This is a genomic window from Mesorhizobium sp. 113-1-2 (assembly GCF_016756475.1).
GTDB lineage: Bacteria > Pseudomonadota > Alphaproteobacteria > Rhizobiales > Rhizobiaceae > Mesorhizobium > Mesorhizobium loti_C.
On the sequence record NZ_AP023242.1, the window covers coordinates 2,791,261 to 2,804,981 of the forward strand.

General features: G+C 59.5%; 17 protein-coding genes. 13 read left to right on the plus strand and 4 right to left on the minus strand.

The window, feature by feature from the left end:
- Positions 1-134: 134 nt before the first annotated feature.
- From JN279_RS13375 to JN279_RS13385, 3 genes are all read left to right on the plus strand, one after another.
- Positions 135-1,031 carry an EAL domain-containing protein gene (locus tag JN279_RS13375; RefSeq protein WP_202352983.1) on the plus strand — a complete coding sequence of 299 codons (897 nt, stop codon included), beginning with the start codon at positions 135-137 and terminating at the stop codon, positions 1,029-1,031.
- A complete protein-coding gene (locus tag JN279_RS13380; RefSeq protein ID WP_202352984.1) occupies positions 1,028-1,876 on the plus strand; it encodes an EAL domain-containing protein in 849 nt (282 codons plus the stop codon). The genes JN279_RS13375 and JN279_RS13380 overlap by 4 nt, the downstream gene beginning before the upstream one ends.
- Before the next feature lie 259 nt (positions 1,877-2,135).
- Positions 2,136-2,744 (plus strand): glutathione S-transferase family protein, encoded by a 609-nt coding sequence (locus JN279_RS13385; protein ID WP_202352985.1) that lies wholly within the window; start codon positions 2,136-2,138, stop codon positions 2,742-2,744.
- A 153-nt stretch (positions 2,745-2,897) separates the two neighbouring features.
- Here the strand turns inward: JN279_RS13385 and JN279_RS13390 are convergent, their stop codons facing one another.
- The gene (locus tag JN279_RS13390) at positions 2,898-3,098 is read right to left on the minus strand and encodes a hypothetical protein (RefSeq protein ID WP_096449150.1); all 201 of its coding nucleotides are present in this window, start codon (positions 3,096-3,098) and stop codon (positions 2,898-2,900) included.
- Between the two features lie 250 nt (positions 3,099-3,348).
- Positions 3,349-3,561, minus strand: coding sequence for a cold-shock protein (locus JN279_RS13395; RefSeq protein WP_010910991.1), 213 nt, complete (start codon positions 3,559-3,561; stop codon positions 3,349-3,351).
- A 279-nt stretch (positions 3,562-3,840) separates the two neighbouring features.
- Here JN279_RS13395 and JN279_RS13400 point away from each other — a divergent pair, with 279 nt between their 5' ends.
- A complete protein-coding gene (locus tag JN279_RS13400) occupies positions 3,841-4,170 on the plus strand; it encodes a hypothetical protein (protein ID WP_202352986.1) in 330 nt (109 codons plus the stop codon).
- A 20-nt stretch (positions 4,171-4,190) separates the two neighbouring features.
- Here JN279_RS13400 and JN279_RS13405 read toward each other — a convergent pair whose 3' ends face one another.
- Positions 4,191-4,760, minus strand: a complete 570-nt coding sequence (locus JN279_RS13405) for a methylated-DNA--[protein]-cysteine S-methyltransferase (RefSeq protein WP_202352987.1) — start codon at positions 4,758-4,760, stop codon at positions 4,191-4,193.
- 180 nt (positions 4,761-4,940) lie between these two features.
- Between JN279_RS13405 and JN279_RS13410 the strand changes: the two genes are divergently transcribed.
- Complete coding sequence (locus JN279_RS13410; protein ID WP_202352988.1) at positions 4,941-5,909, plus strand: lytic transglycosylase domain-containing protein; 969 nt, start codon at positions 4,941-4,943, stop codon at positions 5,907-5,909.
- Between the two features lie 5 nt (positions 5,910-5,914).
- The gene (locus JN279_RS13415; protein ID WP_202352989.1) at positions 5,915-6,403 is read left to right on the plus strand and encodes a GNAT family N-acetyltransferase; all 489 of its coding nucleotides are present in this window, start codon (positions 5,915-5,917) and stop codon (positions 6,401-6,403) included.
- Here JN279_RS13415 and JN279_RS13420 read toward each other — a convergent pair whose 3' ends face one another.
- On the minus strand, positions 6,404-6,739 hold the full coding sequence (locus tag JN279_RS13420; protein WP_096449144.1) for a hypothetical protein: 336 nt from the start codon (positions 6,737-6,739) through the stop codon (positions 6,404-6,406). It abuts the gene before it with no gap.
- 181 nt (positions 6,740-6,920) lie between these two features.
- Here JN279_RS13420 and JN279_RS13425 point away from each other — a divergent pair, with 181 nt between their 5' ends.
- The 7 genes from JN279_RS13425 (at position 6,921) to JN279_RS13455 (ending at position 13,714) form a co-directional block, all read left to right on the plus strand.
- A complete protein-coding gene (locus JN279_RS13425; RefSeq protein ID WP_202352990.1) occupies positions 6,921-7,664 on the plus strand; it encodes a DUF899 family protein in 744 nt (247 codons plus the stop codon).
- A 226-nt stretch (positions 7,665-7,890) separates the two neighbouring features.
- Positions 7,891-8,844, plus strand: a complete 954-nt coding sequence (locus JN279_RS13430; protein ID WP_244734563.1) for a YihY/virulence factor BrkB family protein — start codon at positions 7,891-7,893, stop codon at positions 8,842-8,844.
- Positions 8,845-8,973: 129 nt separating this feature from the next.
- Positions 8,974-9,519: a DUF4142 domain-containing protein gene (locus JN279_RS13435; protein WP_202352992.1), complete on the plus strand. Its 546-nt coding sequence runs from the start codon at positions 8,974-8,976 to the stop codon at positions 9,517-9,519.
- Between the two features lie 377 nt (positions 9,520-9,896).
- On the plus strand, positions 9,897-10,361 hold the full coding sequence (locus JN279_RS13440) for a cupin domain-containing protein (RefSeq protein WP_202352993.1): 465 nt from the start codon (positions 9,897-9,899) through the stop codon (positions 10,359-10,361).
- Positions 10,362-10,647: 286 nt separating this feature from the next.
- Complete coding sequence (locus JN279_RS13445; RefSeq protein WP_202352994.1) at positions 10,648-11,040, plus strand: RidA family protein; 393 nt, start codon at positions 10,648-10,650, stop codon at positions 11,038-11,040.
- 37 nt (positions 11,041-11,077) lie between these two features.
- A complete protein-coding gene (locus tag JN279_RS13450; protein WP_202352995.1) occupies positions 11,078-11,470 on the plus strand; it encodes a RidA family protein in 393 nt (130 codons plus the stop codon).
- Positions 11,471-11,800: 330 nt separating this feature from the next.
- A complete protein-coding gene (locus JN279_RS13455; protein WP_202352996.1) occupies positions 11,801-13,714 on the plus strand; it encodes an NACHT domain-containing protein in 1,914 nt (637 codons plus the stop codon).
- Positions 13,715-13,721 lie beyond the last annotated feature (7 nt).

A 13,721-nucleotide genomic window follows, 5' to 3' on the forward strand; every position in this document is an offset into this window, starting at 1 on the left:
ATTGTCGGCTGATCCAGGCCTCAAGGAGCCGTGATTGCAACCTCTGAGCGGCAACAAAAAATTCATTAACGGGCGGTAAGGGCTTGAGTGGCAGGATCGCAATCCATTCCGCCATTTCGCGGAGCGAGGAACCTTTGTCACGCAGCATCGGGCTTGCCCATATCATCCGTCATGATGACGGCACCTCGTCAGGTGTCTGGGGCATCTACACGCTGCAAAGTGCCTTCCAGCCGATCTTCGCCTTCAAGGAGGGCAAGCTGTCGGTTGCCGCCTTCGAAGGGCTGATCCGGCCGTTCCGCGATGGCGAGCCGCAATCGCCAATGGCCTTCTTCTCGACCTGTCCGGCTGCCGACCGCCTGCATGTCGAGGCGCTGACCAGGACGCTGCACCTCCTCAATGCTGGCGCCTGCCTGCCGCAGGAGGCATCGATCTTCGTCAATTTTGACCCGTCGGTGTTCACCGAGCGGTCGATCGCCGACAGTGCCTTGCGCGAGATGCGGCTTGTGCTGCACGAGGCCGGCATCGATCCTGGCCGCGTCGTGTGCGAGGTGACCGAGCAGAGATCGGCATCGCAGGAGGCCCTGCATGGCTTCGTCGCCGCACTCAGGGCCAACGGCTTCCGCATCGCGGTGGATGACTATGGCTCCGACGATTCCGACATCAACCGCATCAAGGAGTTGAAGCCAGACATCATCAAGTTCGACGCCACCTGGATCACGCAGCTTATGGAGTCCGGCGCCGGCTTCGCGCTGTTGACCACCATGGTGAGAAGCTTCGAGGACCAGGGCATCCGCACGGTGTTCGAGGGCATCGAGGAGGGATGGCAACTGGAGCTCGCCGAGAAGTCCGGCGCTTCGATGGTGCAGGGCTTCGTGCTGGCGCGGCCGGAACTGGCGCCGACCAGCTTCCGCGTTTTCGGCATAAGCAGTCCGGATCCGGTTGCCGCTGCAAGTGATGCGTCCACTGCTCCTGGCGTCACGCCGCGTACAGGGCGGCCGGCAAAAGCCTTTGGGCGCAGGGTCGTGCCATGAGGCTCGAGCGGCGGCGCACTGTTGGCGACGCGATCTTCGCCGATGAAATCGGTATCGAGTACGGCGTCTATGGCGATTTCCGCCTGCGCAGCGCCTACCAGCCGATCTTCGCGCTGCTTGGGCGTTCGCTGCACGCGGTGGCGGTCGAGGGGCTGATCGAACCGCACCGTGCCGGCCGGGCAGGGTCGGCGCGGGCGTTCTTTGAAAGTGTCGCCGCGCCGGACCGGCTGTTTGTCGAGACCATGTGCCGGATGCTGCACTTAAGGAATTTCCACAATATCGGCGTCGACGGGCTCGACCTGTTCTTCAACTACAATCCGATGATCAACGACCATACCGGGCGGGCGCTGGCCGAGATCCGGCTGATGAGCCGGCATCTCGGCGAGCTCGGCCTCGCTCCGGGCATGCTGGTCTGCGAAATCACCGAACAGGCGGCGGACGACGCGCTTCTCGCCAGGCTGGTGCGCGAGATGCGGCGCGACGGCATCCGCATCGCCATCGACGATTTCGGCACCGGTCATTCGACCGTGGAACGGGTAAGCCTGCTTCAGCCGGATATCGTCAAGATAGATGGCGGCTGGTTCGGGGAGTTCTGCCGCCACGCCGCCGCCGAACGCTTCTTCCGCCCGCTGGTCTCCAGCCTGCACGACCGCGGTGCCAGGGTGCTGGTCGAAGGCATCGAGCAACCCGTCCATCTGCGCGTCGCCCTCGACGGCGGCGTCGACCTGCTGCAAGGTTACCTTCTCGCCCGGCCGGCGCTGGCCGGCACTATCTTCAACGAAGAGCCGCTGTCCGTCGATGCGCTGCTGGGCCGGGACAACAAGGTTGTGCCGCTGTTCGGCTAGGGCATGCCGATATTTCAGGTGATGCCGGCCTGCGAACGGCGGTTTCCTGCGCTTCCGGTACTCACCTACGAAAAGTACGCTCCGTTCCGGTTCTCGAAAACCACCATTCTCGGCTCGGCCTGACCTGAATCTCGACATGCCCTTGAGCGAGCGCTGTCACATATCAGCGCCGCTGATGGTCGCGCCAAAACAAATCATTGGTTGGGGGCACGGCTGCTGCGATAATCGCCTGGTCAAGGCAGCGCTCCGGGGACCGTCCATGATACTCTACAGCATGATCGACAGCGGCAATTGCTACAAGCCGCGCCTGCTGATGGCCAAGCTTGGCCTCGCCTTCACCACGATCGAGGTGAGTTCGCATACCGGCGACACGCGAAAAGCCGATTTCGTCGCCAAGAACCCGAATGCCATGGTGCCGCTGCTCGAACTCGACGACGGCCGCCGGCTGGCCGAATCCAACGCCATCCTGCTCTATCTCGCCGAAGGCACGCGCTTCCTGCCGGCTGACAAATATGAGCGCGGGCTCGCCTATCAATGGCTGTTCTTCGAGCAGTACAGCCACGAGCCCTATATCGCCGTGCGCAAGGCGCTGCTGACCTTTCCCGAACGCGCCAGGGATGCCACGCCCGAGCGGCTGGCGATGACGCTGGAGCGCGGCCACAAGGCGCTCGGCGTGATGAACAGATATCTGGAGAACAACGCTTTCTTCGCCGGCAACGCCTTCAGCGTCGCCGACATCGCGCTCTATGCCTACACGCATACGGCCGAACAGGGCGGGTTCCAGCTCGACGCCTATCCGGCTGTCGTGGCCTGGCTGGGCCGCGTCGAGGCGGATCCGGGGCATGTGCCGATCGGGTGGGTGGGTTGAGACCTTCTCAATAATTCTACTCTGGCGGCCACCTAGCGCGGTTTTCTGCGCTTCCGGTGCTCACGTACTTAAATGTACGCTCCGTTCCGGTTCTCGAAAACCAAGCGATCTGACTCGCCAGAGCGAATTCTTGAAAAGGTCTCGGCGCCACGGCTAAAGACGTCGACAGTTTCCGGCTCGAACCTCGGCCAACGCCTTTTCGGCAAACCCGTCCAGTCGACCTGCCTTTGCATCGGCCTCAATCTGCTTGTCCCATACGTCAGCCTGGAACGCCTCGAACCATTTGGCAAAGGCCTTTAGTTCTTTGGTGCTCAGAGCTGCGATGGATCGCTCGATCTGTTCGAGCTTGGTCATGCATTGAAAATAACATGATCGGCGTTGCGAAGGGAAATGGCCTGAACCCCAGACAAACAAAAAGGCGGGATAAATCCCGCCTTCCCATGCTTGGTAGCCTGATTGGGAGCGTCCGGTCCGGGCTGGCAGCTATCTGCTGATCCAGCGTTTCGGGTCTTTCCGCTCCGGGCCCGCTTCTCGCGCGACCGTCAGTACATCCGTGACTTGCCGCGCGCCCCGGGCTCTCGCCCGGCGCGCGCCATTCGCAAAATCAGGCTGCCTTGCTCAGAGACCCAGCGGACGACTTGCCAGTGCGGCGGTCCTGCTCGATCTCGAAGTTGATCTTCTGGCCTTCGACCAGGGTCGACAGTCCAGCGCGCTCGACAGCCGAGATGTGGACGAATACGTCCGCGCCGCCGGCGTCAGGCTGGATGAAACCGAAGCCCTTGGTGGCGTTGAACCACTTGACCGTTCCAGTTGCCATTTTAGATAGTCCTTCAACATTTGCTTTAGTTTGACCAGACAAAGTCCAGCCGGTGTGCATCGAGATTTTGGAGATAGACGTCAGCAAACGCGAAGATCGCGAGGCCCGGATCGATCGGCCGAAATATCAATGGGGCTGATATAGGCTGCTTTCGTTCCAAAAACAAGACTGCGTAAAAAAGCCGTGATCAAAAGGGTTGCCCAATGATTGCCCCAATCTGGTAAAAGCCTCGCAACGGGGTCGGATGCCGAGGCCGTTCGGTCCGCAGGGGAGGAAATCATGAAAACCATTGTGCTTGCCGCCTGCCTGACGCTGGTGGCCGCCGAGGCGCAGGCGATCTCGCGCTACGACCCGACGCATATGAGCTGCGGCAAGGTGCGGTCGACGATCGCCAGGCAGGGCGCGGTCATCCTGCGCTACCAGTCGAAGCGCGTGCCCGGCCTGCCGCTCTACGACCGCTATGTGCAGAGCCAGCAATTCTGCACCATGGGCGAGGTGAGGACGCACGCCTATGTGCCGAGCGCCGACACCAAGTCCTGCCCGGTCTACAACTGCAAGCGGCCGGACAATGACCGGCATTTCCGCCGGCGGTTCTTCCACAACAACTAGACGCCGTCCGCGCCGGCGGTTCAGAACCCGAACGAAACCTGCGCCGGCGGCGGTGGGCCAACGCGCACGCCTTCCATGGCCAGCATCTTCTCCTTGGTGACGGAGCCGCCGGGCGCGGAGAATCCGCCGATCTTGCCGCCGGCCGCCAGGATGCGGTGGCAGGGGATGACCAGCGGCACCGGATTGGCGCCAAGGGCGGCACCGGTTTCGCGCGGCAGGCCGGGCTGGCCGGCGCGCTTGGCGAGTTCGCCATAGGTGGTGGTTTCGCCATAGCCGAGCTTTCGCGCCGCGTCGTAGATGGCGAGGCGGAAATCATCGACGCCGTCGAGATCGACCGGAACATTGGTGAAGTCGACGTCCTCGCCGGCGGCATAAGCCTTGATCGAAGCGATCAGCTCGACCACCCATGGCGGCTGCGCCGTGGAGGCGGAAACGCCGGCATGGCGCATCAGCCGCCGTTCGACGGATTCGCGGCTGCGTTCCGGCAGGCAGAGCCGGATCAGGCCCTTTTCGCTCCAGGCGATGCCCATGAAACCGATCACTGTTTCTAACACTGCGTGGCCGGCTGTGATCGAAGCTGTCGTTTCCATGATGCGCTCCTTTGCGCAAAGTGGCGAAAACCGGGATTCCGTCCGGTACATATCAGGAACAATATGGCAGTTCGGCCCGAGTCCCGCCACCCGAAAACCACCTGATGGCCCCGATTGCCGGCCCTGAATCGCTGGTGTAAGGGATTTCTTAACACCCGACGAACCGGACCCGTGCGCGGCTTGCCAGCAAAACATACCCTTATCGCGATCGGCGTGATCCTGGCGGCGGCCGGCATCAGCGGCTGCACCTCGACCTCGCAGATGAAGGCAGCACCTGCCCTGACCGAAACCGCGACGGTTGCCGGCAGCGATGCCGGCTTCACCATTCCGCTGCCGGAGACGGTTTCAGTGCTGCCGCAGTCCTCGGGCATTGTTCCCGTGCAGGCCGCCGAACTGACACCTGGCCCGGCCGCAGCGCCGGCGCTTGATCCAACCGCCCAACCGGCCGCGGCAACCGCGGCCTTTGCCGGCGCGACGCCGAAGGCTCCGGCCGTGCCCGCCATCATGATCGCCAGCCCCAGTGCCTGGCAGGCGCCGCCGCCCTCCAAGGCAGGCCAGCCGGTGAAGGCAGCTCAGCCCGTGATCAAGTCCGCCGAGACCTATACGACAGCCGGCCTCGTCGTGCCGGCGGTCGCCGGCAGCGGCCAGAAACTGCCTGGCGTGCAGCAGGTGGCCTATGTGGTGCCGCAGAACCCGGCTGCCCTGGTGCAGTTCCCGTCCGCGCCGCTCAGCCCTGCCGCTCCGGAAGAGCACACAGGCATGCGCGGTGACGTCGACCGGCTGATCGTCAAATACGCCGCCCTCTACCAGGTGCCGGTGGATTTGGTGCGCCATGTCGTCAACCGCGAGAGCACCTTCAATCCCAAGGCCTACAACAATGGCCATTGGGGGCTGATGCAGATCAAGCACGCGACGGCGCGCGGCATGGGCTATGACGGGCCGGCCAAGGGTCTGTTCGATGCCGAGACCAATTTGAAATATGCGGTCAAATATCTGCGTGGCGCCTGGCTGGTGGCGGACGGCAACGCCAAGAAGGCCGACTGGCTCTACCAGACCGGCTATTATTTCGACGCCAAGCGCAAGGGCCTGCTCGAGGCGACCGGGCTGGGTGTCGACCGCAAGCGGCATCGCCTGCAGCCCGACGCCTGAGCGCGATGCCCGAACCGCGCCCGCCGGCCCCGAACGACATCCGGCTGCGCAAGATCCTCGACGAGACACTCGTTGCACCGCACTGGCCGGATGGCTTTGCCATGCGCTGCTTCGAGCCAGGTGATGCGCCGCCTCTGCATGCGCTGCTGAGCGAGGTGTTCGACGACGGCACAGACGGCCCGTTCGACGAGTGGTGGCCGCGCATCTCAGGCGACCCGGAATTCGACCCGGCGCTGTGCTTCCTCGTCATCGACGCCAAGGGCCGGCTGGCGGCGGCGGCGCTGTGCTGGACAAGAGCTTTCGTCAAGGATCTCGCCGTTCATCCCGAGGCGCGCGGCAAGGGCATCGGCGAAGCGCTGATGTGGCAAGCCTTCGCCACCTTTCGCGACCGCGGCGCGGCCCATGTCGACCTCAAGACCAACACGGTCGAAAATGCCGCCGCCGTCAGGCTCTACGAGCGGCTGGGGATGTTCGAGGTGGACTGGTACTCCTGACTAAATATCCGGCGCATTGCCGATCTTCTTTTTGAGCTCCAGCGCCCAAGCGCGGCCTTCATCGCCGCCCCAAAGCAGCCAGGCGATGTGGCCGGCCGATGGGTTTGCCTCATTGCCGTAATTCTTGCCGCGCTTGTCGACCTCGTGACGGGCAAAATAGCTGACCATGCGGCGGATGGTGGACGGTGCGAGCTTCTCGCGGTTCATCAGTTCCGTCGCGCGCGCCACGCCGATCTCGGTACCGCCACGGCCGAATTGCTTGCGCAGCCGCAAGCCCTTGGCGGCATTGTCGGCCACCACTTGCGGGCAGCGCAGGTCGATCTCGTCATCGTGCATTTTGTCCCCCGGACCACCACTGGCTTTAACCCGTGGTGTGAATGCTGGAAAGCCGGAGAGGTTCCCGCAACAATCGCTGCGTGGCATCCGCAAAAATGTCGGGAACCGGTCTTCGCCAAACGTCCTTGGGTCGCAGAGCAACAGCGCCGGGACGCCGGCGACGACTTAAGGGAGCCCGATCATGATCACCTTTCCCAACGAATCCGCCAGATACCGCACCGCCCGCGAAAAGCTGTTGAAGAAGGAAATCGAGCTGCGACGCGCCATGGAAGCCGTGGCCGAAGCGCGGCGCGCGCTGCCGCCGGGCGGACTGATCCGCCAGGACTATGTCTTCGATGCGCTCGATGCCGACGGCAAGCCGGCGAAGACAAAACTGTCGGAGCTGTTCGCGCCGGGCAAGGATAGTCTCATCCTCTACCAGATGATGTTTCCGCGCCATCCGCAGGAGACGCGCGATGTCGCGGCGAGCGGCGGCACGGCCAAGCTCGCCCGGCCGGACCAGCCATGCCCGTCCTGCACGGCGCTGCTCGACCAGTTCGACGGCGCCGTCGGCCATCTCGAAGCCGCCGGCTTCAATTTCGCCGTGGTGGCGAAAACCGCGCTCGAAAACCTGGTCACGCTCGGCCGGGATCGTGGCTGGAAGCACATGCGGCTGGTGTCGTCGGCCGCCAACAGCTTCAAGCGCGACTACAATGCCGAGGATGCCGACGGCGCGCAGATCCCGCTGCTGTCGGTGTTCCACCGCGATGGTGACGGCATCAGGCATTTCTGGTCGTCGGAGCTTGGCTTCGCGCCACCCGAACCCGGCCAGGACCCGCGCGCCATCGGCACCTGCGAGATCCTGTGGAATCTTATGGATTTCACGCCGGAGGGTAGGCCGGATTGGAGGGAGCAGCTGCAGTATGGCGAGGGGTGTTGCCATTAGGCATCCGCCTTCAGCCTTTGCGCTTCAGTTCGCAGTGGTTTTGCTCGCCTTGCGCACCGTTTCCGCACCATTGATCGTGCGCTTCACATCGCTGGTGAAGCTCTCGCTCAAGTCGGCCGGAACATCGGAAGATGCGCTGCATTGATAGGAGACGGTTTGCGACCCCCTTCACGGATTCGAAGTGCGACTCACAGTTAGAAACGTATGGGACTTGGTGCGAGAAAGCGTGGTTGGCTTTGTCAACGACAATGCCCTTAGTCATGGCGCGGCGATGGCCTTTTATGCCGCCACGTCGCTGGCCCCGGTTCTGATAATTGTTGTCGCGATAGCAGGCATTGCGTTTGGGCATGACGCGGCGCAGTTGGCTTTGTCTGCTCAGATCTCGGGGCTGATGGGTTCAGAAAGTGCTGCGCTCCTTCAAACCGCGCTCGAAGGGGCATCCAGCAAATCATCGGGGACCTTGGCGGCAATCATCGGCACGGCCACTTTGCTCGTCACCGCCTCGGCGGTGTTTGGCGAGATGCAGCAGGCCCTGAATGCAATATGGAAGGTTGAAGCGAAAGGGAGTTCGCTGTCGCGGCTGTTGCGCGCCCGTGCGGCAAGTCTTGGTCTGGTCGCCGCCCTCGGCTTTATGTTGCTGGTCTCTTTGGTGGCGAGCGCGGCGATCTCGGCCTTGGGTAACGTGATCAGCGCTCAATTGCCGTCCGGCGAATTTGTTCTGAGCGCGATCAACACCCTGATATCCTTTTCGCTGATCACCGTGATGTTTGCCGCGATCTACAAAGTCCTGCCGGACCGTGCCTTGGAATGGCGGGATGTCTGGGTCGGTGCTGTCGTGACCGCCGCTCTGTTCACATTGGGGAAGTCGCTTATCGGTTGGTATATCGGTACAAGTGCAATCGCTTCCTCATATGGCGCGGCCGGAGGACTGCTCGTCATACTGCTCTGGGTCTACTATTCATCGCAAATCTTTCTACTCGGTGCGGAGTTGACCCGCGCCTTTTCCCTTCGGCATGGCAGCAGGTCCGACTTGTACGGGCTGGTTCAGAATGCTCCCGTTTCAGAAAACCTCGTTTCAATTCGCCGCAGGACCGGCGCTTCTGGCGTCGTAGCGTTGTTGGCGGTGGCGTGCGTGAGCGCAACGATGACGGCCTTCCTGCTGGGGCCCCGTCGCCCGTAGAGGAGCAGTCACGCTGCAATCGTGAGGCTGCATTTTCATCCCTTCCCGGACGGGAGAGGGCGCGCGTTGGCAACCTCACCGCCCTCTGCCGCGTTGGGCCTCCAAGGACACCTCTCACGGAGCGTTTCGATGAAACCGCATCTCGCCACCGCCATGCTCGCCCTTCTAGCCGGAACGCCTTCAGCCTTTTCCCAACAGGCGTCCAGCGACGTGCCGCCTGTTTCTGAGAACAAGATCGACACCCAAACCTTCACCAGGACGCTGGTCAGCGCCAACCACTTCGAGATCGAGAGCAGCAAGCTCGCCGAGACGAAGGGTGTAGCGGCCGATGTGAAGGATTTCGCCGCGCTGATGGTCAAGGACCACACCAAGGCCGGCCAGGATTTCAAGGCGGCGCTGGAAAAGAGCCAGACCACGGCTTCCGTCACGCCCGAAGGTCCGCCGCTGCTGCCGAACGACCAGGCGACGCTCGACCAGCTCAAGGCGCTGGACGGCGACGCCTTCCAGGCCAAATACATCACCTTGCAGACGCAGGCGCACAAGCAGGCGGTGGCGATGTTTTCCACCTATGCCCAGTCCGGCGACGATCCGGCGCTGAAGGAGTTCGCCAAGAAGACGCTGAAGACGCTGAAGATGCACGAGATGCATGTCAGGGATCTGGCGGCGGTGCACTAGGGGCGCGCGGGTGAGACCGTGTGCCGAGACTGGCTGAGCCATCCCTCGCTTCGTCATCCACGGGCGGAGCAAGGAGCGAAGCGACGCGGCGCAGACCCCTGAGCTGCTCCGCAGCCCAAGGGATCCATGCCGGGACTCCTGAGCGGTGCAGCGGTGCAGAATTCTGCGCCGCTGGGCCTCTCGTTGATGTCGCGGCATGGATCCCAGGGTCTCCGCGACGCCGCTCCGCGGCTGCTACGCCCTAGGATGACGAAGCTGGGGGCGCTTCGGCCAATCTCCGACGGCTGCAATAGCCTGGCAAACCCGCTGCCGCAAAGTGGCTCTGTGCCGGCGCCCGCAGTGCCATAGACTTCCCCCACCAATCCACGGGAGCACCCATGCCCAAGATCGACCTCGCATCCATCCCCGTCCGCAAAGGCTCCGGCTATCCCGCGCCCTTCGATGCCCCTTGCGCCACCCGCACCCGCCAGCGCCTGGGTGACGCCGGCGGCCTCACCGATTTCGGCGTCAACCTGATGACGCTTCCGCCCGGCGGCTGGTCGAGCCAGCGCCACTGGCACAGCCATGAGGATGAGCTCGTCTATGTGCTGGAAGGCGAGTTGACGCTGGTCGAGGATGGCGGCGAGACGCTGCTCAAGGCCGGCGACTGCGCCACCTTCGCCAAGAACAGCGGCAACGGCCATCACATGATCAACCGGTCGTCGGTGACGGCGCGCTATCTCGAGGTCGGCTTGCGCAATCCGGACGATGTTATTACTTGCTCCGACATCGACATGATGAGCCCGAGTTCGGATGGACGGTTTTTGCATAAGGACGGCACGCCGTATCCGGGGCAGGGGTGAAGCCAATCGCACAGGGCGGCGCCAGCCCCCGCTCCGTCCCGGCTTCGCCGGGCCACCTCTCCCCCATTTCATGGGGGCGAGGAAACGCCAATCTCGGAGGCCTCGGCCTTCGTTGAAAAGTCTGGGTTCCTCGCCCCCCCAAAGTGGGGGAGAGGTGGCCGCGAAGCGGGCGGAGAGGGGGAGCGCCCTATCCGATTTGCCGGGGCGATAGCCGCTGGACCATGCCTCTCCGCTGGCGTTCACCCGCCGGCAGGATAAGCTCCCTGCCAACCCAGGGAGCATCACCATGAAAAAACAAGTCATCGAAGTGCCCGTCATGTCGGACAAGGTGCGCTCACTCGGCCTGCCCTGCTCGACGGCGGTGAGGGCCAATGGCTTCGTGTTCATCTCGGCGACGCCGCCGGTGGACATGGTGACCGGCGAGATGGTGCGCGGCGACATCGAGGTGCAGACCGAGGCGTCGCTCAAGGCGCTGAAACACTGCCTGGAGGCGGCCGGCACTTCGCTCGAAAACGTGGTGATGGTGCGCATCTACGCCGTCAATTCCGGCTTCTACAACGCCATCAACCGGGTCTATGCGAAGTATTTTTCCACGAACCCGCCGGCGCGCAGCTTCGTGCCGGTGGCGTCCTGGCCTATGGAATTCGATATCGAGATCGAATGCGTGGCGGTGGCGTGATTTTTCCGCCTCTCGTCGTAACCTCAAGGATATCGTCATGACCAAGGAAATCGTCGAAGTGCCGGTGCTGTCGGCGGCGGTGCGCGCGCTCGGCGTGCCGTTGTCGCTGGTGACCAAGGCCGCCGGGCTGGTCTTCGTCTCCGGCACGCCACCGCTCGATCTTTTGACCGGCAAGCTGGTCAAGGGCGACATCGAGGTGCAGGCCGAAGCGTCGCTGAAGGCGCTGAAACACTGTCTGGAAGCGGCCGGCACCTCGCTGGACAATGTGGTGATGGTGCGCATCTACGCCGTCAATGCCGGCTTCTACGGCGCCATCAACCGGGTCTATGCCAGGCATTTCCCCGAAAACGCGCCATCACGGACGTTCGTGCCGGTGGCGTCTTGGCCGATGGAGTTCGATATCGAGATTGAATGTGTGGCGGTGGCGTGAGGATTGGGATGGCAGTATCGTCGTATCGACCGAGAAAGACAGGCTCGCCAAGACCGCATTTAGCTGGAACGAAGTGGTTTTACTTAGAAGCCTTCGACTTACCCGGAACTAACATTTTTATTTATAACGTATAGGCGTAACCCTGTCGTCGACCACGAATCAATGTGAACGCGTCAGCGAAAAAGACGCACGAAGATCTGCCCAATGACGACCCGCCTAAAAAAATTGAGTACAACTCCAAAAAAAGCGCCGAGACCGACGTAGCCTCTAGATGAAGCGCTGCATCTAATGCTAACCTTCGGATGGGGAAACATTGATCTGGGGGTTCTAATGTCGGATATCGACCCGAATAAGATAGCTATTGGAGTGGGGACGGCCCTTGTAAAGGATTTTCTTACAGGTTTTTCTGACTCTGTCACAAAAACAATAAGTAAGAAGTACGCACAGTATTTTTCAAACTTTGCCCCATATTTGGAGAAAATGCATACAACTTGCAGCAGTGTTAAGACTATTATAAACAAGGAAAGTCCGGTTAAGATAAATGAGATATATGTAAAAACAAAGTTCAGATGCAAGAATCAAATTGTCGACGATGACAGCCTGTGCCAAGAAATAAGAGATAACAAAAGAATTGTTGTTACTGGTTTTGGTGGGATCGGTAAGACGATATTCTGTAAGTATTTTTTTATGAGTGTCTTTCAGAATTCCGGTGGCAAAATACCCATCTTCCTTGAGTTGAGGAGGCTTAATGAGATTTCTCAAAAAAACCTTCTTGCGATAATGCGCGTTTCTTCGTCCGCCGAGAAAGATGTGGTCTCTGAAGACGTTTTTAGAGCCATGATGGAGGATGGGCGTTTTATATTTATACTCGATGGATTTGACGAAATCCCTGACGAATTTCGAAACGATATACAGCGCCAGATACTAGAACTTTCGCACCTATACCCTAACTGCGGCATTGTGGTTTCTAGTAGAAATGATGATCGGTTTTCCTCTTGGCAGCAATTTTTTCTTTTTCAAGCACTTCCCTTTGAAAAGGATCAAACACTAGAGGTGATAAGCAAGACAGAGTTTGATCCGGACACAAAGAAGGAGTTTGTTCAAAATATCCTTAATAAAAGATATAGTGAGTATAAAGGATTTTTTTCGACTCCTCTTTTAACGCTTATGATGTTAATGACTTATCTTCAGATAAGGCATATCCCAGATAATATTCACGTATTTTATAGGTATGCATTCCAAACGCTTTTTACTCTGCATGATGCCAGTAAGCAAGGATTTCAACGAAAGAGACGTTTGTCTTTAGGGGAACAAGAATTTATTGAGGTCTTTTCCTATTTCTGCATCTCAACTTACGTCGAGATGGAGCACACGTTCACAGAGCAGAAATGTCTGGAGTATATCGATCGAGCGAAAAGGCGAGCGAATCAAACATTTGACTCGAAAGACTTTCTTGTCGATGCAACAGAGTCTGTAAATATGTTTTTTAAGGATGGAGATCAGTATTCTTTTATCCATAGAACTTTTCAGGAATATTTTACCGCATACTCTTTGACTCATTATTTCGTGCCAAACCTTAGGGAGGCAGTAAAAATTATTCCGCTTCGCGAGACCGATTCTGTTTTTTCGATGATTAGAGCGATAAATCCTGCCTTGGTGGATGATTTGTATACCGTTCCCGAGTATAATTATTGGGCCGTAATTATTAGGCAGGTTTTACGAGAAACAGATCCCGTTGAGATTCTAAAGTTAAACGATCATAATCTTCAGATTAGATTTGTTTTAAAGCGAGATGAGGTTTCCACCTACATGTTTGGATCTTTTGGCGATCCCGGAGTGGAGAATTTTGTGAACTCAGTCTATCTAATGTTTAAGCCGCAGGCGCCTAAAGAGCTCGACTACTCACCAAGCATGAAGCCAATTTTGGCGTCTGCGTCTGCCATTGGGCGTTATATCGCGAGGAAGCGTTTGGTTAAGGACGCTCAGGAGATGGAATTCGAAGCTAAATTTAATTTCACAAAGAGGGCGGTCGAAGTTCAGGCCTTCTCAGGAGAAAATGAAAGTCAATCTGAAAAGTTTCTATTGTCTTTTGACGATCTGAATTGGTCTAAGAATTTACCGATAATCACCACGTCTGCCGAAAAGATCAAGGCGAGAGTTTCATTTGTAAAACGAAAGATTGACGAAATTACACGAAGCCGAAAACAATCTCGCGGAAACGGAGGCGATATACTGGCTTTATAGCTATCAA

Coding starts and splice junctions, on each gene's coding strand:
- JN279_RS13380 (WP_202352984.1), top strand. CDS start 1,028: ATGAGGCTCGAGCGGCGGCGCACTGTTGGCGACGCGATCTTCGCCGAT.
- JN279_RS13385 (WP_202352985.1), top strand. CDS start 2,136: ATGATACTCTACAGCATGATCGACAGCGGCAATTGCTACAAGCCGCGC.
- JN279_RS13390 (WP_096449150.1), bottom strand. CDS start 3,098: ATGACCAAGCTCGAACAGATCGAGCGATCCATCGCAGCTCTGAGCACC.
- JN279_RS13395 (WP_010910991.1), bottom strand. CDS start 3,561: ATGGCAACTGGAACGGTCAAGTGGTTCAACGCCACCAAGGGCTTCGGT.
- JN279_RS13400 (WP_202352986.1), top strand. CDS start 3,841: ATGAAAACCATTGTGCTTGCCGCCTGCCTGACGCTGGTGGCCGCCGAG.
- JN279_RS13405 (WP_202352987.1), bottom strand. CDS start 4,760: ATGGAAACGACAGCTTCGATCACAGCCGGCCACGCAGTGTTAGAAACA.
- JN279_RS13415 (WP_202352989.1), top strand. CDS start 5,915: ATGCCCGAACCGCGCCCGCCGGCCCCGAACGACATCCGGCTGCGCAAG.
- JN279_RS13420 (WP_096449144.1), bottom strand. CDS start 6,739: ATGCACGATGACGAGATCGACCTGCGCTGCCCGCAAGTGGTGGCCGAC.
- JN279_RS13425 (WP_202352990.1), top strand. CDS start 6,921: ATGATCACCTTTCCCAACGAATCCGCCAGATACCGCACCGCCCGCGAA.
- JN279_RS13435 (WP_202352992.1), top strand. CDS start 8,974: ATGAAACCGCATCTCGCCACCGCCATGCTCGCCCTTCTAGCCGGAACG.
- JN279_RS13440 (WP_202352993.1), top strand. CDS start 9,897: ATGCCCAAGATCGACCTCGCATCCATCCCCGTCCGCAAAGGCTCCGGC.
- JN279_RS13445 (WP_202352994.1), top strand. CDS start 10,648: ATGAAAAAACAAGTCATCGAAGTGCCCGTCATGTCGGACAAGGTGCGC.
- JN279_RS13450 (WP_202352995.1), top strand. CDS start 11,078: ATGACCAAGGAAATCGTCGAAGTGCCGGTGCTGTCGGCGGCGGTGCGC.
- JN279_RS13455 (WP_202352996.1), top strand. CDS start 11,801: ATGTCGGATATCGACCCGAATAAGATAGCTATTGGAGTGGGGACGGCC.